General features: G+C 41.2%; 22 protein-coding genes and 1 pseudogene. 5 read left to right on the forward strand and 18 right to left on the reverse strand.

Going from position 1 to position 20,465, the window contains the following annotated elements; genetic code table 11:
* Positions 1-2 precede the first annotated feature (2 nt).
* The 10 genes from FM107_RS11315 to FM107_RS11360 all read right to left on the reverse strand — a co-directional run bounded on the left by FM107_RS11315 (position 3) and on the right by FM107_RS11360 (position 10,394).
* The gene (locus FM107_RS11315; RefSeq protein ID WP_086948625.1) at positions 3-833 is read right to left on the reverse strand and encodes a MotA/TolQ/ExbB proton channel family protein; all 831 of its coding nucleotides are present in this window, start codon (positions 831-833) and stop codon (positions 3-5) included.
* 433 nt (positions 834-1,266) lie between these two features.
* Positions 1,267-1,620: a translation initiation factor gene (locus tag FM107_RS11320; protein ID WP_086948626.1), complete on the reverse strand. Its 354-nt coding sequence runs from the start codon at positions 1,618-1,620 to the stop codon at positions 1,267-1,269.
* A 1-nt stretch (position 1,621) separates the two neighbouring features.
* Positions 1,622-2,500, reverse strand: a complete 879-nt coding sequence (locus FM107_RS11325) for a diacylglycerol kinase family protein (RefSeq protein ID WP_086948627.1) — start codon at positions 2,498-2,500, stop codon at positions 1,622-1,624.
* A 161-nt stretch (positions 2,501-2,661) separates the two neighbouring features.
* A complete protein-coding gene (gene metK / locus FM107_RS11330; protein ID WP_086948628.1) occupies positions 2,662-3,915 on the reverse strand; it encodes a methionine adenosyltransferase in 1,254 nt (417 codons plus the stop codon).
* A gap of 293 nt (positions 3,916-4,208) precedes the next feature.
* Positions 4,209-5,537, reverse strand: a complete 1,329-nt coding sequence (locus FM107_RS11335; RefSeq protein ID WP_086948629.1) for a DUF58 domain-containing protein — start codon at positions 5,535-5,537, stop codon at positions 4,209-4,211.
* Positions 5,537-6,532, reverse strand: a complete 996-nt coding sequence (locus FM107_RS11340) for a MoxR family ATPase (protein ID WP_086948630.1) — start codon at positions 6,530-6,532, stop codon at positions 5,537-5,539. The genes FM107_RS11335 and FM107_RS11340 overlap by 1 nt, the downstream gene beginning before the upstream one ends.
* Complete coding sequence (locus FM107_RS11345; protein WP_086948631.1) at positions 6,529-7,734, reverse strand: DUF4350 domain-containing protein; 1,206 nt, start codon at positions 7,732-7,734, stop codon at positions 6,529-6,531. The genes FM107_RS11340 and FM107_RS11345 overlap by 4 nt, the downstream gene beginning before the upstream one ends.
* Positions 7,731-8,534 carry a DUF4129 domain-containing protein gene (locus FM107_RS11350; protein WP_143559480.1) on the reverse strand — a complete coding sequence of 268 codons (804 nt, stop codon included), beginning with the start codon at positions 8,532-8,534 and terminating at the stop codon, positions 7,731-7,733. The genes FM107_RS11345 and FM107_RS11350 overlap by 4 nt, the downstream gene beginning before the upstream one ends.
* On the reverse strand, positions 8,527-9,441 hold the full coding sequence (locus FM107_RS11355) for an ABC transporter permease (protein ID WP_086948633.1): 915 nt from the start codon (positions 9,439-9,441) through the stop codon (positions 8,527-8,529). The genes FM107_RS11350 and FM107_RS11355 overlap by 8 nt, the downstream gene beginning before the upstream one ends.
* Positions 9,432-10,394 carry a stage II sporulation protein M gene (locus tag FM107_RS11360; RefSeq protein ID WP_086948634.1) on the reverse strand — a complete coding sequence of 321 codons (963 nt, stop codon included), beginning with the start codon at positions 10,392-10,394 and terminating at the stop codon, positions 9,432-9,434. Before FM107_RS11360 ends, FM107_RS11355 begins: the two co-directional genes overlap by 10 nt.
* Positions 10,395-10,549: 155 nt before the next feature.
* On the opposite strand from FM107_RS11360, the gene FM107_RS11365 reads away from it, so the two are divergent.
* Complete coding sequence (locus FM107_RS11365; RefSeq protein WP_086948635.1) at positions 10,550-11,278, forward strand: RDD family protein; 729 nt, start codon at positions 10,550-10,552, stop codon at positions 11,276-11,278.
* A 19-nt stretch (positions 11,279-11,297) separates the two neighbouring features.
* On the opposite strand, the gene trmB is transcribed toward FM107_RS11365, so the two are convergent.
* The gene (gene trmB / locus FM107_RS11370; protein WP_086948636.1) at positions 11,298-11,957 is read right to left on the reverse strand and encodes a tRNA (guanosine(46)-N7)-methyltransferase TrmB; all 660 of its coding nucleotides are present in this window, start codon (positions 11,955-11,957) and stop codon (positions 11,298-11,300) included.
* A gap of 57 nt (positions 11,958-12,014) precedes the next feature.
* On the opposite strand from trmB, the gene FM107_RS11375 reads away from it, so the two are divergent.
* On the forward strand, positions 12,015-12,950 hold the full coding sequence (locus FM107_RS11375) for a GDP-L-fucose synthase (protein ID WP_086948637.1): 936 nt from the start codon (positions 12,015-12,017) through the stop codon (positions 12,948-12,950).
* Here the strand turns inward: FM107_RS11375 and FM107_RS11380 are convergent.
* From FM107_RS11380 to rsfS, 7 genes are all read right to left on the reverse strand, one after another.
* Positions 12,947-13,462 (reverse strand): hypothetical protein, encoded by a 516-nt coding sequence (locus FM107_RS11380; protein WP_086948638.1) that lies wholly within the window; start codon positions 13,460-13,462, stop codon positions 12,947-12,949. The two genes, FM107_RS11375 and FM107_RS11380, sit on opposite strands and share 4 nt — an antisense overlap.
* A complete protein-coding gene (locus FM107_RS11385; RefSeq protein WP_179204462.1) occupies positions 13,440-13,871 on the reverse strand; it encodes a hypothetical protein in 432 nt (143 codons plus the stop codon). The genes FM107_RS11380 and FM107_RS11385 overlap by 23 nt, the downstream gene beginning before the upstream one ends.
* A 172-nt stretch (positions 13,872-14,043) precedes the next feature.
* Positions 14,044-14,313 (reverse strand): YtxH domain-containing protein, encoded by a 270-nt coding sequence (locus tag FM107_RS11390; RefSeq protein ID WP_086948639.1) that lies wholly within the window; start codon positions 14,311-14,313, stop codon positions 14,044-14,046.
* A gap of 323 nt (positions 14,314-14,636) precedes the next feature.
* On the reverse strand, positions 14,637-15,272 hold the full coding sequence (locus FM107_RS11395; RefSeq protein WP_086948640.1) for a rhomboid family intramembrane serine protease: 636 nt from the start codon (positions 15,270-15,272) through the stop codon (positions 14,637-14,639).
* A gap of 3 nt (positions 15,273-15,275) precedes the next feature.
* Entirely contained in the window at positions 15,276-15,923 is a 648-nt protein-coding gene (locus FM107_RS11400; protein ID WP_086948641.1) for an LUD domain-containing protein, read from the reverse strand.
* A gap of 120 nt (positions 15,924-16,043) precedes the next feature.
* A complete protein-coding gene (gene ftsH / locus FM107_RS11405; protein ID WP_086948642.1) occupies positions 16,044-18,110 on the reverse strand; it encodes an ATP-dependent zinc metalloprotease FtsH in 2,067 nt (688 codons plus the stop codon).
* Positions 18,111-18,142: 32 nt separating this feature from the next.
* Complete coding sequence (gene rsfS / locus FM107_RS11410) at positions 18,143-18,517, reverse strand: ribosome silencing factor (RefSeq protein ID WP_086948643.1); 375 nt, start codon at positions 18,515-18,517, stop codon at positions 18,143-18,145.
* Between the two features lie 48 nt (positions 18,518-18,565).
* Between rsfS and FM107_RS11415 the strand changes: the two genes are divergently transcribed.
* The 3 genes and pseudogenes from FM107_RS11415 to FM107_RS20010 form a co-directional block, all read left to right on the forward strand.
* A complete protein-coding gene (locus FM107_RS11415) occupies positions 18,566-19,339 on the forward strand; it encodes a biotin--[acetyl-CoA-carboxylase] ligase (RefSeq protein WP_179204463.1) in 774 nt (257 codons plus the stop codon).
* Between the two features lie 116 nt (positions 19,340-19,455).
* A complete protein-coding gene (locus tag FM107_RS11420) occupies positions 19,456-19,905 on the forward strand; it encodes a protein-disulfide reductase DsbD domain-containing protein (protein ID WP_179204464.1) in 450 nt (149 codons plus the stop codon).
* A gap of 76 nt (positions 19,906-19,981) precedes the next feature.
* Positions 19,982-20,465: pseudogene (locus FM107_RS20010) on the forward strand (hypothetical protein); the annotation flags it as partial.

Below are 20,465 nucleotides of genomic sequence, written 5' to 3' on the forward strand. Positions count from 1 at the left end.
TTCTATTTGTGGTTTGCCGCGTAGGTTTGTACGATAGAGAAACCAGCCTCATCAATAGAGTAAGTTAAGTTGTCAATTTTAGCAGTTAAGATATTGTATAGTACAATTGCGAAAGTAGATGTTGCAATACCTGTAGCTGTGTTGATCAATGCTTCAGAGATACCGTTTGCTAATTTCGCTGAATCCGGAGTACCACCAGTCGCTAAAGCTGAGAATGCTTTAATCATACCTGTTACTGTACCTAATAGTCCTGTCAAAGTACCGATAGAAACCAGAGTAGCAATTACATTCATGTTTTTCTCTAACATTGGCATTTCTAATGAAGTCGTTTCTTCGATTTCCTTTTGGATAGCGACTATTGATTTTTCTGAATCAAGCACTGTGTTCGATGAAACATCTTTGTATTTCAATAATCCTGCTTTCACAACGTTAGCAACTGATCCTTTTTGCTTATCACATTCTGAAATTGCAGAATCAATGTTACCGCCGTTAATTAACGATTGGATCTTTCTTACGAAAAGACCTACGTTTCCTGTCCCTGCAGCTCTGTTAATAACGATAAAACGTTCAATTGAGAATACCCATACCATTAGGAATAAACCAAGTAGAACAGGAACCACAAATCCCGCGTGATAAACCATTCCTAGGTAGTTACCAGGTAGTGGTTGGTTTTCAGGATTGTTCTCAATAAAGTTTGCTGGATTACCCATTACGAATTTGTATACGATGAAACCAATCACGAAACAAATGATAATTGCTAAACTCGCAAATAAATTACCTGAATTTCCGCTTTCTTTCTTAGCAGGAGTAGTAGTCTTTGGTGCGTTTGCCATTTTACTAATTTTTAGATTTTTACTGTTGTTTAATATTTAATGTTTAATTCAATTTGTGCAATCTTCAAGCCCTTATTTTGCCGTAAAGCAAAACAAATATACTGTTTTGTGTTAAAAATAAAATTTTCTTTGCATTAATTTATACTTCTTTCAACGAGCAACATATTATTTGAACCACCAGCGGTTTCCTTCCCGATTAACATGTTTAGGCTCCTAGCATTAACGCCGCGAACAGCGATATATTTTACAATGAAAACCATTTTTTTTGGTTTATGCAAATTAAACAATCATTAACGTTCAAAAATAAGTAAGTGTTCACTTACGGAAACTAAAACGATAACGCACTGTTTTTCGACAAATACAAACACATTATCTAGAATGTATATCTGATTTAAAAGAAAAATACACGGTTAATGCAACCGATTGTAAGTATTTATCCACCAACCAATTTCACGGCATATCCCTCGGATTTTAAAAGCTCGGAAACTTTAGCTTTAAAGTCTCCTTGGATTAAAATATCCCCCTCCTTTGCACCGCCTCCAACGCCGCACTTTTGCTTTATTTTTTTTGCCAGATTATTTAGGTCATTCTCATTACCAATAAATCCTTGAACGATTGTAACAACTTTTCCTTTCCTAGCTTTGCGATCCAACATGACTTTCAGATGCTGTTTATTTGGAGACAACGTTTCCTGTTCTGAATCTTGTGGATCAGCATCCGTATATGAAAAATCATTAGCGGTTGAATATACGATTCCTTCAAAGCGCTGTTTCTTTTGCTTTGCCATACTAACAAATAATTTTAAGTGATTTATGCTTAATATTGATATTTAAGGTCTCCCCCATCTCGACAGGTTCACCGTCCACATGCACCGGTCCCTTGTCGTCCCGGACAATGGTGATTGCTTTTCCGGGAATAATTTCCACGTAATCGGATTGATCTGCGCTTTTTGTAAACAGATGAAAAACCATCTTTGGCACGAGATAGATGGGAAATCTATGCACAATACAGACATCCAATAGACCATCGTTGATGGATGCTTGTGGCGCTATGTATGCATTATTGCCGTATTGCGGAGAGTTCGCGACACTGATCATAAAGGCTTCTCGAGTATACTCTTTGCCATCGATGACCAACGTATATTTACTAGGCTTAAATTTATTCCAAACGTTAATGACAGAATTTAAGTAACCGATCGGGCCCCGAATATTTTCAGTAGCAAAGTGATCGCTTACAGAAGCATCAAACCCCAGTCCGGCGATATTGAAAAAATTTCGACCATTGATCACTCCCGTATCGACATCAACCGTTTCAAACCTATTGATGCGGCGAATAGCTGCAGATTCGTTTAATGGAATCCCTAAATAGAGGGCTAAACCATTGCCGGAGCCCTCCGGCACGATACCGAGGGGCATATTCGAGCCCAATATAGCTGATCCCAGTTCGTTTATCGTACCGTCGCCGCCAACGGCGACCACCGCATCATATCCGTCTTCAATAGCCGACTTGCCGAGTTCAAACGCATGATTCGGATGATCCGTTATCTGAAATGTAGGGTCAAATTTTTCAAGATCAAGAACCTCTAATACCTGTTTATTGAACGCCGATTTTTTCTTTCCTCCAGAAATCGGGTTGATCACAAACAGAATTCTTTTACGTCTTCGCATAAACTTATAACTACCAAATTGTTTATAAAGATATGAGATTTCCGTGGCATTTCTACTACCTTAAGCCCTGGCTATGGATCTGCAACCACAGCTACATAATAAAAAAGAGTTTATCAATAATGAAAAACTCTTTTTGTGATATATTTTGATGTCCGCAAGAGCTAAATACCAAAAGCCGTTTTGATTTTATCGACGTAGTCCAATTTTTCCCATGTAAACAGTTCGACTTCGAGCGTCTTCTGTTCCCCTGTAGAACTTTCGAAAGTTTTAGATACAAGTTGTGGGGTGCGCCCCATATGGCCATATGCTGCTGTTTCTGCGTAAATAGGGTTACGTAAATGCAGTCGCGTTTCAATACCAAATGGCGTCATATCGAAAATTTCACCAATTTTCTGTGCAATCTCGCCGTCGGAAAAGCCAACATTTGATTTCCCGTAAGTATTTACATAGATACCCATCGGATCTTTGACACCAATAGCATAAGAGATCTGGACCAAAATTTCATCCGCTATGCCTGCTGCAACCAAATTCTTTGCAATATGACGCGTCGCATATGCGGCCGAACGGTCAACTTTGGATGGGTCCTTTCCAGAGAACGCTCCACCACCATGCGCTCCTTTGCCTCCATACGTATCGACTATAATTTTCCGTCCCGTTAACCCAGTATCACCGTGCGGGCCGCCGATGACAAATTTACCAGTGGGGTTCACGTGGAACTTGATACCCTCGGTAAACAAATCCTGAAGTTCAGGTTTAAGCTGCGCTTTCACCCGCGGAATTAATATTTCTCTTATGTCCTGTTTGATCTTAGCGAGCATTTGCGATTCTTCGGCAAAGTCATCGTGTTGGGTCGAAATAACGATCGCATCAATCCGTTGTGGCTTATGATCATCACTATATTCAAGCGTCACCTGAGATTTAGCATCAGGACGCAGATAGGTAATCTCGTTATTTTCCCGGCGAAGTTCTGCCAGCTCGAACAATAGACGATGCGCTAAATCTAAAGCCAAAGGCATGTAATTTTCTGTTTCGTTACTTGCGTAACCAAACATGATTCCCTGATCACCTGCTCCCTGTTCTTCTCTACTTGCACGATCCACTCCTTGGTTAATTTCCACCGACTGCTCATGTATCGCTGATAAGACCCCACACGAGTTTGCTTCAAACATGTACTCCGATTTGGTATACCCTATTTTTTGAATAACCGACCGTGCGATCTTCTGCACGTCAAGATAAATTTTAGATTTTACTTCACCGGCCAATACGACTTGTCCGGTAGTAACTAAGGTTTCAATTGCTACCCGTGCATCCTCATCCCAGGCCAAGAAATTGTCAATCAAAGCATCGGATATTTGATCCGCGACTTTGTCAGGGTGCCCTTCCGACACCGATTCTGATGTAAATAAATATGCCATTAAGCTTTTTTTTGTGATCCGCGTAGAAAAGTAACAATGCAGATAAGTTGAAGTGAAAAAACTTCTTTCTACTGGCTTTTAGCACTTTTTTATCGTGGTTGCAATCTCCTCAGGTACGTCGAACGTACCAAACGCAAATCATTCCACATTTTTCGTGGACAAAAATACAACTCTTTAATTGATATCGAAAACCTATTTCGAGATTCTCTGGTAAAAGCCTCTTAATAATGCTATTCTGCACACGAAGCATGATAAAATCAAGTCGGGCTAATTAGGATTAAACAATGAACTTACTACAGAAGACCGCGTGCTTTTATCTCTAGATATTTATTAATGGAATTGATCGTCAGATGCTCGGGCGAAGTATACAGCGTCTGTATGCCACAACGAAGCAATTCCTGAACGACCTGATATTTTTCATGAGTGAGTTTCTGGGCAATAATTTGATTGTACACATCAAATGTCTTCGTACCTTCCTTTTTTGCTAAGTCCATAAGCTCCACATTTTGAAATACCACGACCAATAACACATGCGTTTTTGCAATCATGCGCAAATACGGCAGCTGACGAGATAACGCGTCAAGCGTTTCAAAATTTGTATACATCATCAACAGCGACCGTTTGTTAATATACTTTTGGGTAAACCCGTACAGGTTTCCAAATTCAGACTCCTGGTAGTCGGTTCGGATGTTATAGAGCTTTTCAGAAATAAGCATCATCTGGTTGTTGCGCCTTTCCGCAGGAATATGGTTCGCTACTTCGCTCGAATATGTTAGCATTCCGGCACGGTCGTGTTTCAGTATGACCGTATTGGCCAGTACCAAACTCGCATTAATGGCATAATCTAGCAGCGTAAGCCCATTAAAAGGCATTCGCATCACGCGTCCCGTATCTATTAAAGCATAGACAGGCTGGGACCTCTCTTCTTGATATTGATTAACGAGGAGCTTCTTGTGTTTCGCTGTCGCTTTCCAGTTCAAATGCCGATACTCATCTCCGCGAACATATTCACGAATATGCTCAAACTCAAAAGTTGCCCCAATTCGCCTTATGCGTTTCATACCCAGCTCCACCAGTCGGTCTGTCGTTGCCAAGAGTTGGTACTTGCGTAATTGAATGAACGACGGGAAACAGGCAATATCGATATGCTCCTTCAACGAGCATTTGCGTTCAAAAAAACCGAGGTATTTCACCAACACATGGCAGCGTTGAAAGGTATATACACCGCGTTTAGTCGGGCGTATCTGGTAGCTCAGGCGTTTAGATTCATGCGCTACTAAAAACAGACGAAATTGGACATTTCTGAGTTGTAACTGCTCAGGAAATTCTTCTAAAACACGCACGCGCACCTTCGAGGGGTAGTGACTTACTAATGAGATCGCCATCACATTCTGATCGCCGTTGGACAATTTCTCGGGATAATCGCGCCGTAATTCAATGCCTCGTTTAGATCCATACAAAAAGACTAGATCCCACACCCATGCCGCGAGAAATAGCCAGAAAAGAATAGTCGATGGAAGGAATAATGCTTTTACAAAGAACGAAAGCATAAAACACGCTGCAAGCAGCAATACGCCGTAAAAAAATAATGAATGGATATATAAATTTCGTACAGATTGCATTATCTAGGGATTTCTATACTATCAACAATTTGTTTGATAACATAGGCGCTTGTAAACCCCTCTATTTCTTTTTCCGGAGTTAGTAAAACCCGATGTTCTAAAATACTTGAGGCAACGTACTTCACGTCATCCGGCGTAATAAAATCCCGTCCTTGTAGTGCTGCATTTGCCTTGGAGGCTTCCAGAATTGCAATTGACGCGCGAGGGGACGCCCCAAGGGTCAAATTGGGATTGATCCTCGTTTGATGGACAATGTTTGCAATATAAGTGAAGATCTCGCTGTGCACATATAACAATTTAATAAGGCTTTGAAAGGAAGCTATCTCTTTTACGCTAACCACGGGACGAACCTGTTCTTCCTTATTATGCACTTTCAGAGCATGGTGTTGCTGCAAAATAACGAGCTCTTCCTCACGCTCGGGGTAGTTAACATCAATTTTAAACAGAAAACGATCTAACTGCGCTTCGGGCAAACGGTACGTACCTTCATGGTCAATTGGGTTTTGCGTTGCAAATACGACAAAAGGATCCGGTACGGCGTGCGTTATCCCATCGATGGTTACCTGCCTCTCAGCCATACATTCAAAAAGAGACGACTGTGTCTTTGCGGGTGCGCGATTTATTTCATCAATCAATACAATATTTCCAAAAATCGGTCCCTTCTTAAATTCAAACTCACTGGTTTTCAAATCCAAAATCGAGGAACCCGTTACATCCGATGGCATCAAATCTGGCGTAAACTGCACGCGCTTGAAATCTCCATCAATGCTTTTAGCAATTAGTTTCGCGGTGAGTGTTTTGGCTACTCCAGGCATCCCCTCCAACAGGGAGTGGCCGCCAGCCAATATCGAGATCAAAAGTTTATGAATGACCTCATCCTGACCTACAATAACTTTTTTCACCTCTTGCTTAACCTGTTCCATTTTAACTTGTAAGCCGTTCAAGTCAATACGATTTTCAAAGCTGGGTTCGAACTTGTTTTCATTTTCACTCATTGAATATTCGCTTTACGTTTAAATTCTTCTATTTCTCTATTAACCATTACGAGCTCCAGATCGGTCGAATGGCTCGCATATCTATTGCTTTTCAATATCGCAACAATATGTTCTGCATCCTGTTGCTCGACTCCCGTGCGCAGCGCGAGCTGCATGGGGAAATCGTCTTCTTGGAATTGCATAATATCCAATTGAAACTGCACGCGTAAATCAAACAGAAAATATTCTATCTTTTTAGCTACCAGATTCGTTGGACTCCCATTTTCATAATACAGTGTCGCGATAGTGCGGGCAAATTCCTTGGATAAATTTGGCTCAGGTTCTACCACGGGGACAGCACACTGCTCACGCTTACTTTTAAACAGCAGAAAAAGTATGAGTCCGAATAAAAGAAGGTACCAGCCCTGGCGCAGTCCCGCATTTTCAAGAAACACGCGAAGCGGGCTCTGCGATCGGTGACTTGTCTTAAAGTTACTATCGTACCAATAAATATTGCTGCTGGAGATAAAGTTCATTGCCGCAAGAGCATAATTAAAATTATCCTTTTTGAGCATAAAATAGTTGGCAAACATTAACGGCTCAAGGTGCAGGATAAAACGCCCTCGACCAATCTCGACTGAGATAAAATTGGGCACTTTTTTCCCTTCGGCTTCAAAGTACCCCAATATGGTCACCTGTGCAGAATCTAAGTCCCAGAAGACGCCAGGGTACATGAGGTCCGCATAATTCGCCTGCTGTCCATCGGCGAGACTGAATACACGCTCACGCTGCACGACGGCACCCAATTCCGCAGGATAATAGTAACTTTGCGCTATACCTAAGGTGTCAAGCAGCGCTTTAGCTAGACTGTTTGTTGAAATAAAAACTTCTCCACCTGACTGCACAAAGCGATACAGCTCATCAACGACCTGATTACCGTGATCGAAACGATCTTGGATATATACCACCGTTCCAGAATTCTTACCTTCCAGCAGGGTATCCACCGATTGGTAACCTGTCTCCGTAAATTCGTTCACTCTGGTCCCCTGCCCTAGGAAATCCCGAATCTTTTGATGCGTAATGTATAGTCCATACGGGATCTTGTCACGCTGATCATATGTTTTTCGCCAATCAATTGGCTTATCACCGGCGACATCAATCAAAGCAATCACCAGAATAGTCAGCCCTAGCAAGATTATCGCAAATCGATTCGTCGCACTCATCGCCATTTCTTTTGAAAGTTAAAAAAATAGCGTACATATTCCTCGTATAACTGGCCATCGACGGGTGCTCCACCATACCATATACGATTAAAAATATTCACATTCCTAACAAATTCCACCTTGATTTCGGCATCTTGAATTTCTCGAATAAATTCATCGTTAGTTTTTGTGTGCTTCCACTTTATGAAATCCTTTTGTGCTAAAAGCTGTGTATTCAACAAGTTTAAATAGCGAATAGCCAGCGCATAATCCCCTTCATGCTTCGCTTTATCGATATAGGGGATTAGGTCAACTTTCATTAAGTTTTTTTCAATAAACTTAATTTCGTCTTGCTGCTCATGCTCCTTTTTATCTTTGGCTAATAAACGTTTGTCGGAAAAAATAACGCGGTAGAAAATCCAACCCAGTAACGCAATAGCTACTGCAGCTAAAACATAAGAAAGCGATTCAGAAAATTGTCCATAACGGCCAATCGGTAGCAGGTTAGCCAACCACCGACTAATCCGGCTAAAAATGTTCTTAAAAAAGTTTATATCTCTAATATTCGTTTTCTCGTAGTCGAATTCCTCGCCAGAAAAAGTATCGCGCACCTGCTGATAATAGTTACTATCGATTGCTGGAACCGAATCTACATACGGGATAGCATCATAATACCCTTGTTCCATAAAACCCTCTACGTTATTGGAGAAATCGGTCTCCGTCAAAACACTATCGACCCGAATGAGGCTGTCCCTAGGATCTTGCGCACGAATAGAAAGCATCGCAAGACCAAGGATGAAAAAGATGATCCCGCTACGCACCCCGCTCCTTCCCTATTTGCACAATCTTTTCATACACGTTCTCGCCATAAGAAAACTCTTTCGCTGATTCGTAAATTATTCCGGAGACAAGAATGGAAAACATATAATAGATCACGTAGATTAGTACAAGGATCGTAACACCTATTGAAGAGAGAAAGCGTCCCGTAAAACTATCGAAAAAACCCTCGTTAAAGCCCAAAACATTATACGCTATCAACGCAATGATTAATGAGGGGACGAGCATGAGCATCATCAGCATGGCTTGAAAGATGAAACTGACGATGTAGGAAGCAACTCCGTAGGTAAAAAGTCTATTCTTAATTAACTTAAACGTATCTTGAAGTGCCGTATGCGCCTCCATATAGCTTTCACGGTAGAAAAGGAAAGCACAAAAGTACCAAATACCAAGTATTGTCACACCAATACCTAGGGCAAAATTCCCCACAAATGGAACAAACAACAACAAGGCAAATATCGCCGCCAAAGGGATAAACAGAAGCGCAAGCGAGATTAATGCTATCAACAGGAAAACGAAATATTTGCGAATATTCTTGATAAATCCCTCCCACACATCCTTTGTTCCGAATGCTGTACTGCGCTTGGTTTTCAAAAGTATAAAATACTCTATTCCAAGGCCGTAAAACAACATGCTGGCTATCATGAAGCTAAAGACGAAAAAAGCAGCTACAACAAGAACCTCCTTGTTTTCCAACCAACCCTGATCGCTGGTCAAATTGATCTTTGTCGTACCATAGTAAATCAACACCAACATCACGCAGAGTGGAACCACAGCGAGCCGGAGAATTGTGCGAATAAAGTGCGCGAAAATCAAGCGTATCAGATTTACAAAATCCTGAACGATGTCCCCCAGTTTACGGTCCTTACGAAATTCGAAATTTATTTCCATCCGTTAATTTTTGCGAGTTGAGAAGGGCGAAAGATATAAATATAAGCAACCGCAGCGAAAGACAGGAAGATTACCGCCAGCGATAACGTTAAAGAAACTTGGTAATGCCGGGTGATGAACCCTTCTAAAAACCCAGCGACAATAAAAAGTGGAACCGTGCTCAACAACACTTTACTTGCATTTTTAATGGCTCGTTTAAAGGATTCTATGCGCGTAAAGGATCCGGGAAACAAAATACTATTGCCAAGAGCAAGACCACACCCACCAGCAACAACAATTACGGAAAGCTCAATGGCGCCGTGGATCCAGATGGCAGACATAGCTTCAATAGCGACACCATGCTCATAAAACATATGGTGGAATGCGCCCACCATAATCCCGTTGGACAATAAAATAAATCCCGTGCCCACACTATAAAAGACACCAAACGCAAATGCCATAAAGGCGACCCTAACATTGTTTATCGTAATAGCCAGCGCCCCGCCAAGTGCATTACCTTGCTGGTAAACACCCGCTGGATTTCCATCTCGGATATTCGCAAGACTCATATCGACATATTGATCTCCTAAAATTAAACGAACAAAATCCATATCATAATGTGCCGAAACAAAACCCAATATCAGCGAGAAGGAAAAAATGATCAAGGAATAGAATAACGACCGGCGTATCTTCCATATCGCTTCCGGAATATCGTATCTAAAAAATGTTTTGATCTGACTTACCGAAGTTCTTTGGTCGCGGTAGAGCACCTGATGTGCTAAAATAGCGAGCTCATTTAAATATTCCTTGGTTTTAGATTCCGGATAAAAAGTCTGCGCATAAGCTAGGTCATTCGTCAATTCAATATAATTAGAAGCAAGTATATCCGGCTCAATATCAGCCTTGTTTCGGAGATTACTTTCTATTAGAATCCACTTTTCTTTATTCTGTTCAATAAAAGAGGCTTCTCTCATACTTAAGTTTATTGCTTATCTCACCAAAGATATGAAATAATCATTGTGTGTTTTAATTAAAAAACAACGATTTTTAACGATCTTCGCAAAGAAAGATATACGTTAATAAACTTACGAACGGGTAGCAAATCAATGACGAATTAATGAGCCTGCGAATGAACACACTTCCTATTAATACCCCTCAAAATGTAAAATTTGAGTATAACCTTGCTTCACTCGGCACTCGCATTCTCGCCTTTGCAATTGACTATTTTTTGATCTCTTGCTATATATTATTGATTTATTTAATCCTCGCTAAACTTGGACTATTTACATCGAATGATTCTTGGTTGATAGCGGGCGTCTTCGGGCTTTTGTCCTTACCCGCATTCATGTATCCATTTTTAATGGAAACAATTTTTAATGGTCAAACTATTGGCAAGAGGTTGACGAAGATAAAAGTCGTGAAGATTGACGGTACGCGGGCGACCATTTATCAATATTTTATACGATGGGTGTGCACCATAGTTGATATCTTTTTATGTATGGGTGCAATCGGAATCGGCAGTATCGTCCTCAGTAAAAAGGCCCAGCGTATTGGTGACATTGCCGCCGACACAGCGGTAATAAGCATCAAACAGAATACCGTAATTCAAGAAACGCTATTTGCCGAAATTACAGCAGAATATAATGTTACCTTTCCGCAAGTAATGCGCCTTTCCGACAACGATGTCAACATTGTAAAAGACGTCTTAAAAAAAGGATACGAGCGAAAAGATTACAATATTATCCTTGCACTGAGCAACAAACTTGTCGATCTTCTTGAGGTTAAGCCCCAAATGGCTCCCGAAGTATTCATTGACCTTGTGATAAAAGATTACTATTACACCTTTAAAAATCGATAAGACAAGCCCTGACCCCCCCTTAATTTCTAGGCAAAAAAGCCCACTGCACGTAATTAATATTTTTATTATCAGCCAAATACTTGCGCTCATAATACGTCTTTATCGAAAGCACTTCATCCACCAAATCGGAATGATAAAGATCTGTCGTTTGCTTTAATTTTGGAAGCCTTAAATCCTCTAGCTGCTCAATTGTATACGCATAGAAGCCATCGTTATCCGTTTTCAAATGCATAAGCCCCCCTTTTTTAAGTACCTCTTTATATCGGGCTAAAAAGTTGGGATTGGTTAATCGCTTCTTCTCTCTACTGTCTTGCGGTTGTGGATCTGGGAAAGTAATCCATATCTCATCAATTTCACCGGGACCGAAATGTTCAAGAAGCGTTTCGATCTGTATGCGCAGGAAGCCAACATTAGCGATCGATTCCTCAAGCGCCGTCTTGGCGCCACGCCAAATACGATTGCCTTTGTAATCGATACCAATAAAATTTTTATCGGGAAATAATTTTGCTAAATTAACCGTGTATTCACCCTTGCCGCATGCGAGCTCTACTATAACAGGATTATCATTTTTAAAAAAGCGATTTGCCCATTGGCCCTTATACGCTTTACCAGCATCTAGCTGTAAAACGTTGGAAAACGTTGCCACTTCCGCATATTTACGAAGCTTATCCTTACCCATTTTATGATATTTTGTCCGCAAAAATAACCTTATATTTGTAGGAATCAATAGTTCAACGTGGAAAAAGAAGCTAAAATATATGTTGCGGGTCACCGAGGAATGGTCGGATCGGCGATCGTGCGTGCCTTGGAAAAAACAGGCTACAATCATATCATCAAACGCACCAGTAGTGAGCTTGACTTACGCAATCAGGCGGCAGTAGAGACGTTCTTTAATGAGCAGAAACCCGATTATGTATTTCTTGCAGCTGCTAAAGTGGGTGGCATTATTGCCAATAGCACTTACCGTGCTGACTTTTTATACGAAAATATCGCCATCCAGACGAACGTCATCCATCAGTCGTATGTTCATGGCGTTAAAAAATTACTGTTTCTAGGGTCAAGCTGTATATACCCAAAACTAGCTCCGCAGCCCCTAAAAGAAGAAGCACTGCTCACCGGTCCGCTCGAACCTACGAACGAACCTTATGCTATTGCTAAGATTGCTGGAATAAAAATGTGTGAAGCGTACAGGGCACAATACGGATGCAATTTCATTTCGGCAATGCCCACAAATCTATACGGTATTAACGATAATTACCATCCGCAAAATTCACACGTATTGCCCGCATTAATTCGCCGCTTCCATGAAGCGAAAATCTCGGACACCCCGAAGGTAGAAATATGGGGGACAGGTACGCCACTGCGCGAGTTTTTATACGCTGATGACCTCGGACAAGCCTGTCTATTTCTAATGGCAAACTATAATCAAGCACAATTTATAAACGTGGGCGTGGGTGAAGATCTACGTATCGAAGACCTAGCATATATGATTAAAGATATAACCGGTTATAAAGGGAGTATTGAGTTCGACAGTAGCAAACCAGACGGAACACCACGGAAATTAATGGATGTTTCCAAACTAACGGATTTGGGGTGGACGGCAAAAACGAACCTTCCTGAGGGGATTCGTCTCGCCTACCAAGACTTTCTGGCTAAAAATATTCCCGCTTAATAGGTCTCCCTTATCGGGGTAGGTCCATTTTCGGCTATTTCTTTTTCCATCATCTCTGGTGTGATGGAGCCCTTCGCTTTTTTCTTATGTTTCCTTTTCGAAGGTTTCATCAAACCAGTTAATTTACTGACCAACCCACTGATTTTTGATTGATTTACCTGACCAATAGCCGTTTCCGAAGCAAGCAAAACCAGTAGCTTTTTTACCCAGCCCGAGTTCCGTAGAAGCGTAGTATTTAGCACCAGGGGTGCACCTAATTGCAGAACATTTGTGAGCCAATCCGCGTCTTCCCTTTTTGTCGCACGGCTTATCCCCTTGACCACGCCGCGCACTGCACCTGCACCAGGAATGGTAGAAACAATATTATTTACAACCCGAATTGGCGACTCAACCTTGTTTTTCAAAAGCCCATATTGGTTCACCAAAGTTGCTTGATGCCCCCGTTTGATCCCTTTCAACCGAGCGATTTCGAGCGCCAATTCTTGTATGCTATTTATTTTCTGTGATTCCATCGTCTACATTCTCTTTAGTTTCATCCTTAATTCCCGCTCCCTGTTCATCGTCATCTTCATCTCCACCCCAATTCTTGGTGATTTTGCGAATGGTAAAATTGACCAAAAATGACTCTAATCTAGGTTCAAACAACCGAATCAGTAACACTGATACAAAAAAGATAACTCCCGTTAACAAAAAGCCCAATGCATTACTCTCCAACAGCTCACCCAAATAAAAACCTAATGCAAGCGAACAAAAGAATATGATAAACAGCGTGAATACTATTTTAACAATATCCAATGCCAACGACCCAAAAATACGCGAACCTTTAGACAAGCCTCTTAAACGTAAGAGCTTAATCTGCGTATCTACGTAATCTTTTCCCGCTTGAATCGTATCGCTTATTGAAAACTTCTCTTCTTCCATAATTACCTTTTCTAGAAAAAACAATCGTCATCATACTCCAATGACCGAAATTTTCCCGTAGTTATAAATACCTTCAACTAAGAATATAAAAAATGAAGGGTGAAATTGGAGCCATTAAAAGTTAAAACAGAGTTAACTAATAATGGCTAGATACACACGTTGTCGGCGTCGATTATGCGTGCTCAATAACTTCGTCATCCAACGCAGACTCTACGTGCGCGGCTTTAGACTTAACTAAAGAAACTAATTTTTCTTTAAGCTCATTAATCTGGTCGAACTGCTCCTCAGCCCGTTCTTTCAATACGTCTCCTAAGTCTGCTAAAGAATCATTCAACTTATCTCTTGTCTCTGATCCTTTTTCAGGTGCAAACAACAACCCAATAACCGCACCCGCGGCTATTCCTGCTAGCAATGCTGCTACTACTTTACCGTTTTCGTTCATTTGATCCTCTATTTAAAGTTTTAATTTAATATATCGGTTTATATGTTAAACAACTAATCCCGCTAATCGTTTTAAAAATACGAAAGTTTTCCGGGCGATTGCCACATATATTGAAAGACAACAAAAACCTTTCCAAAAGCCCCCACACATAGGCGGGACGCTAGCACACAAGATAAATTTTACGCCAAGTTTACACGAAAACAATAACACGTTAAATTTCAGAAAATTAGAACACAAAAAATAGAAGGTGTTTAACTTTTTGTATAACTCAGACCTCATCACGAAGGTTGACTGCACTTTTGTCAGTCAGCACAAAAAAGCTGTTAAAACTGCTCAAAAAAATTCACAATCGACCACGGGTAGAGCAAGATTGTCAGTAGCAATCCCGACAAGGCACCGTATAAATGGGCATCGTGATTTATATTATCTGAAGATTTTTTTGATGCCCAGATACAGTAACCAAGAAAAAGAAATGCAAACAAATATGCGGGGATAGGAATAACCATAAACAGTCCTAACATTTGCTTGGGCTGAAATAATATAAAGCTAAACAACACCGCGCATATCGCGCCCGAGGCTCCTAAACTATAATACCCGGGGTTATCTTTATGGCGCAAGATTGTTGGCAGATCACTCAGGATGAGCGTCAAAACATAAAAGCCAGCGAATAAGAAATGACCGATGGGCCCACTAAACTGCACAAACATCGCTTCCAATGCGAAACCAAAATAATAAAAGGTAAACATATTAAAAAGCAAATGCATCCCATCCTTATGGATCATACCGCTCGTGATAACCGTATATAACTTCGCTTTATTTCGTTTTATCCCATAGGGATGGAGCATAAGCTTTCCGTAGTAATTCTCATTCGAAAATACAAATAAACTAAGCCCAATCGTCAATACGAATATAACCGACGCAACGGGAGTATAATTAAGATAATTTAATAGGTTGTCCATAATTTAAAATCTATCTTCTACTAAAAAGATATATAACTCTTTAGGGCCATGCGCGCCCAGCACCAGCCTTTTCTCGATATCTGCCGTGCGGCTTGGGCCTGTAATGGTAGAAACCATTGTCGGCCACTGCGAGCCGTATTTTTCATTCATCTTATTGAGCCCGTGCCGTATATCCATAACTAGCTGTGAGGCATAAGCGATAACAATATGTACGGGCGGGTATATACTTAACCGACGTCCCGATGGATTACCATTAGAAACCAGCACACTCCCGTTGCGGGCGATCAGCGCCTCGCAACTTGTAATACCCGCATCTGCATCCTCAAAAAAACGCTCTGCCGTATATACCGGGAATCCGTATTGTTTTAAAAGCTGTTGAATTTCGGATTCCCATGCGAAGGGCTTTTTTAATTTTAACTTCTCGGCAAGTAAAATGAGATTCTCGATGATTGCAATTTCACCCTCACAATAAATAAAATTACCCCCGATTGCAGTCAACTCGCCCGCAAATGTCACATCCAGTGGCTCTGGTTCGTCGTTATACAAGGGTGAATCTTCAAAATCAACATGCGGATTCTCGCGCTTTTGAAGCAATGCTTGCCGAATTTTCTTGAGCATTTGTTCTTTTGCTGTTGTATTTCTAATATTCATTTTTTATATGTGAACGGACCTGCTAAAATTTATCGCTTAGGTAATGCTAAAAATACTCAAGACTTTTCGAGCAGAAAAGCAGGAAAAGTCTTGATATCCTCGATGGACTACAAATTTGTATTATAACTCTTTTGTCGTCTCGGATTGTGTGTCGTTATTATTACTCTTCTCAGGAAGCTCGATAGGCAAATCTGTCTGCGGTACACCTCCGCCATCAGCGCCACCATTTACAAACTCATCATATGTGGTACGATTTTCGAAAGGCCGCTTGCCCAAAATTTCTTCCAAGTCGCTTTGGAATAAGATCTCTTTCTCCAAAAGCTTCTCCGCAATCTTAATCAACCCCTCTTGCTTATCAAGCAACAATTGTTTAGTCCGTTCGTACACCTTAGCAATTAAGATACGAACCTCATCATCAATTAGCTCCGCAGTTTGGTCAGAATAGGGCTTTTGGAATTGTGATTCAGTCGCGCCGTCTCTAAAAGATACGTTACCAACTTTCTCATTCATACCATATACCGCAGTCATCGCATATGCGAGTTTTGTAATACGCTCTAAATCATTTTGTGCCCCCGTACTAATGCGGGCGAATGTAATATCTTCGGCTACACGTCCTCCCATTGTCATACACATACTGTCCAGTAGCTGCTCGGTGGTATATAAGAATTGCTCTTTGGGCAAATACTGGGCATATCCTAACGCAGCGACACCACGAGGGACAATAGACACTTTTACCAGAGGATCGGCATATTCAAGAAACCAACCGGCAATTGCATGCCCCGCTTCATGATAAGCAACAATTTTCTTCTCTTCGGGTGATATGATTTTATTCTTCTTCTCCAGACCTCCGATAACCCTATCAACGGCATCTTGGAAATCCTGCATATCGATCGCATTCTTATTCTTACGCGCCGCGATCAATGCCGCCTCGTTACAAACGTTCGCAATCTCCGCTCCGGCGAAGCCCGGCGTCTGTGCCGATAGCTTTTTAGCATCGACCTCTTCAGAAAGCTTCAATGGGGCTAAATGGACGTTAAAAATATGCTCTCTACCGATCAAATCCGGTTTATCAATCGATATCTGGCGATCGAAACGTCCTGGACGTAGTAAGGCCGTATCCAGCACGTCCAAACGGTTTGTCGCTGCGAGAATAATCACGCCTACATTGGTGCCGAAACCATCCATTTCTACAAGTAGCTGGTTCAATGTGTTTTCCCGCTCGTCATTGCCACCCATTACGGAATTTTTGCCTCGCGCACGTCCGATAGCGTCTATTTCATCGATGAAGATGATACATGGCGCTTTCTCCTTTGCTTGCTTAAACAAATCACGAACACGAGAAGCCCCCACACCTACGAACATCTCAACGAAGTCAGAACCAGACAGCGAGAAGAAAGGCACTTGCGCCTCACCAGCTACCGCTTTTGCTAACAACGTTTTACCCGTTCCGGGAGGGCCTACTAGTAAGGCACCTTTGGGGATTTTCCCACCAAGGTCTGTATATTTCCGTGGATTTTTCAAGAAATCGACGATCTCCATTACTTCGGTTTTCGCTTCTTCCAGTCCCGCAACATCGTTAAAGGTGATATTAATTTGGGACTCTTTATCAAATAACTGGGCTTTGGATTTCCCGATATTAAAGATGGCGCCTCCGCCACCGCCAGCACCCCCACCCATTCTACGCATGAGCAGCATCCAGATACCAACGATTATCAATAAAGGTAGCATAAAAGAAACGAACCAACCTGTCCATGGGTTTGTACGGTCTTCATATTTAACGGCAACCTTAGCAACATCCGTCCCTAAGCTATCTTGCGATGCGTTTAACTTTCTTTCCAGAATTTCAGGAGAAGGTTCGGTAAACACATATTGCGGCCCGACCGCCGGGCTCATCATCAAGGAATTTTCTTCCGGTGCAACATCTTTATATTTTTCTTCAGAGAGTTTATCCTTTTTAATATAAACCTCTACATCGACTAAATCATTATTCTTATAGGCCACTAACTTATCCACGTCGCCGGGCAATAACATGTTTTGCTCAAATTCGGAATAACTAATTTTCTCAGCCGTTTCGCCACTAAATAAGAACTGTAAACCAAAGAAACCTAGGATAATTAATATCCAGAGCCACATCATGTTAAACTTCGGTGGTACAGGGGTAACTTTTTTATTCGGGATTTTCTTCATTATATTCTGTTAAATCATCTCTTAATTGTAAACTAAGCGCTTTGAAAGGATTCCAGTTGAGCGTCGCCCCACAAATCTTCAATACCATAACGGCTTCTTACGTCTTTCTTGAAGATATGCACTACGACATCCACAAAATCCAACAAAACCCACTCTCCATTTCCTCGCCCTTCTATATTCCAGGGTCTTTGACCAAATGCTTTGTAAACTTCGTCTTCTATACTTTTAGCGATCGCTCCCACCTGTATGCTTGATTCGGCGTGACATATCACAAAATAATCCGACAGCGTCGCGTTCACTTTCCTCATATCCATCCGCACAATTTCGTCTCCTTTCTTCTCTTGCATCCCAAATACGACAACCTCTGCGAGTCTGCTTGACAACTCCGTTTTTGTGAATTTATTCATTAAAAAACATTAGTTTTGAATGTTCCGTATACTCTTAACTCTATTCTCTTGCAAAATAACACATTTTCTGGACTTAACCTTAGACAAAATTTAATTGTGCTTGAAGAGGTAACCTCCACCAATGATTATTTAAAACTACTTTTGTCAAATATTAAGCCACTTGCCGAAGGGACTGCCATTATGACAAAGCATCAATCTCAAGGGAGAGGCCAACGGGGAACCGCGTGGCTAACAAAGCCCGAGGAGAACCTTACCGTCAGCTTTCTATTGTACCCAAATAGCTTACCCGTACAGCACGCCTTCAACCTAAACATCCTAGTATCGCTGGGTGTCCATCAATGGCTAACCCACTATATAAAAGATGTATATATAAAATGGCCGAATGACATATTTGTCGGTCAAAAAAAAATAGGCGGTATATTAATTGAAAACCAATTACGGGGCGCAATGGTCAAATCATCGATCGTTGGTATTGGAATTAATATCAATCAGCAAGATTTCCCAGATTCGCTAAAAACATCAGCAACTTCTTTAAAGCAGCATTTAAAATCGGCTAAAAACCTAGATATAGAAGCGTGCTGTCGTGACATGCTCACTCAAATTTTTACGTTATACAAACAATCGGACCTCAAGCATCCAGAAAAAATAAGAGCCGCTTACACCGCGTTATTATTAATGCACGGGAAACCTGCGTTATTTGAAGTCAACGAGAAACAAATAGAAGGCACTATCCAAGGGGTTGATTCGTTAGGGAGGTTAATCGTTTTAATTGGCCAATCGACCCAATCCTTTGATCTTAAGGAAATTCGCCTCCTAATTTAACAACAAAATTACTTGTTTCACACAGCGAGGCTTATTACCTTTGTGCCACAATTAGCGGATAATTTAAACCTACTGGGGTTTAGGTCGTCCAACTAGAAAGGTAAAACATCATAAATATGAAAAAATTAAGCTTATTAATGGCGCTTGTTCTGTTTAGTGTTGCAGGTGCGGTAGCTCAAATTTACAACCCCGTAACGTGGTCCGTTGCATCTAAAAAACTAAATAACAATGAAGCCGTTGTGTTTGTAAAAGCAACTATTGAACAAGGGTGGAATATATATGGCCTACAAGTTCCTGATGGCGGCCCTATCTCCACGTCTTTTAAGTTTACACCGTCAAAAGAATACACTTTAAACGGTAAAGTTGCGGCGCCGGCGCCAAAATCAAAATTTGAGAAATTGTTCAACATGGACGTCCCATACTATATCAATGAAGTTACCTTTCAGCAAAAAGTAAAACTCACTAAAGGGCAAACGAATGTTAAAGGTGTAGTTGAATTTATGGCGTGCGACAAAGAGCGCTGTCTACCTCCTGAAGAATACGCTTTCACAGTCACAATTAAGTAGTATTTACGAATAATAGAATACGAAAGGCGGTGGTTTACCGCCTTTTTTTTATTTTAGCATCTTATTGATTGAAACTATGCATTTATTCCTTAGATACGTTGTAGTTCTACAAATTTTTATCTTCTCCTTTATTCATATATCTTTTGCACAACAGGATACATTAATTTCCTTTGATGAGCTCGAGTTCACTAGTGGCGAAGCGGAAAACAGCGACTCTCCAACAAATACTGGAGAGCCCTTAATAGAAATTCCCGAGGACCTTGAGTTCACTGATGGAGCGGCACAAGACCTTACGTCGCAAAATAGCGCAGGGGATGACGTGCCAGCTGCTATGCCAGTAGAATCGCAAGAGAAAGCCTCTCTTTGGGGAATATTCATCGCAGGCATCCTAGGCGGCTTTGCAGCCTTTATCATGCCCTGCATCTTTCCGATGGTCCCCCTGACGGTAAGCTTTTTTACTAAAAAGGCCGGATCGCGCATGAAGGCTGTGTCCCAAGCGCTGCTGTATGGTATTTTTATCATTGTCATTTATGTTGCACTGGGCATGCTCATCACCATTA

This window comes from Sphingobacterium sp. JB170, from assembly GCF_900163865.1.
In the GTDB taxonomy this organism is placed as follows: domain Bacteria; phylum Bacteroidota; class Bacteroidia; order Sphingobacteriales; family Sphingobacteriaceae; genus Sphingobacterium.

What these genes read in the sequence shown, in the direction of transcription:
- FM107_RS11315 (WP_086948625.1), bottom strand. Translation starts at nt 833, where the DNA reads ATGGCAAACGCACCAAAGACTACTACTCCTGCTAAGAAAGAAAGCGGA.
- FM107_RS11320 (WP_086948626.1), bottom strand. Translation starts at nt 1,620, where the DNA reads ATGGCAAAGCAAAAGAAACAGCGCTTTGAAGGAATCGTATATTCAACC.
- FM107_RS11325 (WP_086948627.1), bottom strand. Translation starts at nt 2,500, where the DNA reads ATGCGAAGACGTAAAAGAATTCTGTTTGTGATCAACCCGATTTCTGGA.
- metK (WP_086948628.1), bottom strand. Translation starts at nt 3,915, where the DNA reads ATGGCATATTTATTTACATCAGAATCGGTGTCGGAAGGGCACCCTGAC.
- FM107_RS11335 (WP_086948629.1), bottom strand. Translation starts at nt 5,537, where the DNA reads ATGCAATCTGTACGAAATTTATATATCCATTCATTATTTTTTTACGGC.
- FM107_RS11340 (WP_086948630.1), bottom strand. Translation starts at nt 6,532, where the DNA reads ATGAGTGAAAATGAAAACAAGTTCGAACCCAGCTTTGAAAATCGTATT.
- FM107_RS11345 (WP_086948631.1), bottom strand. Translation starts at nt 7,734, where the DNA reads ATGAGTGCGACGAATCGATTTGCGATAATCTTGCTAGGGCTGACTATT.
- FM107_RS11355 (WP_086948633.1), bottom strand. Translation starts at nt 9,441, where the DNA reads ATGGAAATAAATTTCGAATTTCGTAAGGACCGTAAACTGGGGGACATC.
- FM107_RS11360 (WP_086948634.1), bottom strand. Translation starts at nt 10,394, where the DNA reads ATGAGAGAAGCCTCTTTTATTGAACAGAATAAAGAAAAGTGGATTCTA.
- FM107_RS11365 (WP_086948635.1), top strand. Translation starts at nt 10,550, where the DNA reads ATGAACACACTTCCTATTAATACCCCTCAAAATGTAAAATTTGAGTAT.
- trmB (WP_086948636.1), bottom strand. Translation starts at nt 11,957, where the DNA reads ATGGGTAAGGATAAGCTTCGTAAATATGCGGAAGTGGCAACGTTTTCC.
- FM107_RS11380 (WP_086948638.1), bottom strand. Translation starts at nt 13,462, where the DNA reads ATGGAATCACAGAAAATAAATAGCATACAAGAATTGGCGCTCGAAATC.
- FM107_RS11385 (WP_179204462.1), bottom strand. Translation starts at nt 13,871, where the DNA reads ATGGAAGAAGAGAAGTTTTCAATAAGCGATACGATTCAAGCGGGAAAA.
- FM107_RS11390 (WP_086948639.1), bottom strand. Translation starts at nt 14,313, where the DNA reads ATGAACGAAAACGGTAAAGTAGTAGCAGCATTGCTAGCAGGAATAGCC.
- FM107_RS11395 (WP_086948640.1), bottom strand. Translation starts at nt 15,272, where the DNA reads ATGGACAACCTATTAAATTATCTTAATTATACTCCCGTTGCGTCGGTT.
- FM107_RS11400 (WP_086948641.1), bottom strand. Translation starts at nt 15,923, where the DNA reads ATGAATATTAGAAATACAACAGCAAAAGAACAAATGCTCAAGAAAATT.
- ftsH (WP_086948642.1), bottom strand. Translation starts at nt 18,110, where the DNA reads ATGAAGAAAATCCCGAATAAAAAAGTTACCCCTGTACCACCGAAGTTT.
- rsfS (WP_086948643.1), bottom strand. Translation starts at nt 18,517, where the DNA reads ATGAATAAATTCACAAAAACGGAGTTGTCAAGCAGACTCGCAGAGGTT.
- FM107_RS11420 (WP_179204464.1), top strand. Translation starts at nt 19,456, where the DNA reads ATGAAAAAATTAAGCTTATTAATGGCGCTTGTTCTGTTTAGTGTTGCA.